The 1320-nt window shown below is 38.9% G+C and carries 2 protein-coding genes; both read left to right on the forward strand.

Features of this window, described 5'->3' with window-relative positions; translation table 11 throughout:
• Nucleotides 1–715 (forward strand): AAA family ATPase (locus F6K13_RS33565; protein ID WP_287289992.1); only part of this gene is annotated, 715 nt, incomplete at its 5' end.
• A 125-nt stretch (nt 716–840) separates the two neighbouring features.
• Nucleotides 841–1065 carry a helix-turn-helix domain-containing protein gene (locus F6K13_RS33570; protein WP_124145711.1) on the forward strand — a complete coding sequence of 75 codons (225 nt, stop codon included), beginning with the start codon at nt 841–843 and terminating at the stop codon, nt 1063–1065.
• The last annotated feature ends 255 nt before the right edge of the window (nt 1066–1320 follow it).

A 1320-nucleotide genomic window follows, 5' to 3' on the forward strand; every position in this document is an offset into this window, starting at 1 on the left:
TGCGATGGTACGCATTGATATGTCTGAGTATATGGAAAAACATTCTGTTTCTCGTTTAATAGGGGCACCTCCTGGATATGTTGGCTATGATGAAGGGGGTCAATTAACTGAAGTTATTCGTCGTCGTCCATATACAGTTATTTTGTTTGATGAAATTGAAAAGGCACACCCAGATGTGTTTAATATTATGCTGCAAATATTAGATGATGGGCGAGTGACTGATTCTCAAGGTCACACAGTTGACTTTAAGAATAGCGTAATTATTATGACGAGTAATATTGGTTCTCAGTATATTTTAGATGTCACTGACGATCATGAGCAAGTACAGAGTCGAGTCATGGAAGCGTTGCGTGCTGCTTTCCGTCCAGAGTTTCTCAACCGTATTGATGAAACTATTATTTTTCAAGGGTTGCAGAAAGAGCAGCTGCGGAAAATTGTGCAATTACAAATTGTGCGTCTAGAGAAACGGTTAGCTGAACGAAAAATTTCACTGAAGCTTGCTGATGCTGCTGTTGACTTTTTAGCAGAAGTTGGCTATGACCCTGTATATGGTGCTCGTCCATTAAAGCGGGCAATTCAGCGAGAGTTAGAAACGCAAATTGCTAAGGGTATTTTGCGTAGTGAATTTAATGATGGTGACACTATTTTTGTGGATGTTGAAAATGAGCGACTTTCATTTCAACGGTTGCCATTGGAGTTGGTGACAGCTAAATAGAAGAGTGTGGGGAGAGGGGGGAGAGCTTTGACTTAGTTGACAACTAACGTTATAAAGCAGTATAATACGATAGTTATCTCTGGCCATTGAAAATACAGTCGTCAACTCAAAAAAGAGCTAAAAATATGTACAAGTCAATTCGTACAAAGCTCAAACTAAATAATCAGCAGAAAACCCTCTTAGCTCAACACGCAGGTTATTCAAGATGGTGTTATAACTGGGGTTTAAGTTTATGGAATGCTGCTTATCAAGATGGTTACAAACCAAATATTCGTAGGCTCAGAGAGGTTTTTACTAACCACACAAAGCCTTTATATCCTTGGATGAAGAACTTGTCATCCTGGTTGTGACAAGACCAGGGCAAACGCATCTCGTCAATAAACTAGGGGTAATTATCAATAAACCGGGTTTTATTGCGCTTGTTGACAATAGACTTTCAACATATAGTGTCTATAAAATAAAATAAACACTACATATAGGGAACGGCAAAATAAGATGCGTTTGCCCTGGTGACAAGACAAGGAAGACAAGGAGATAAGATTGAGAACCTTTAGCAAAGATTTGTTGGCCCTGTTTTGTTTTACGGTTATCCCAGTATTCTTTGA

Source organism: Okeania sp. SIO2B9, assembly GCF_010672505.1.
GTDB classification, from domain to species: Bacteria; Cyanobacteriota; Cyanobacteriia; order Cyanobacteriales; family Microcoleaceae; genus Okeania; species Okeania hirsuta.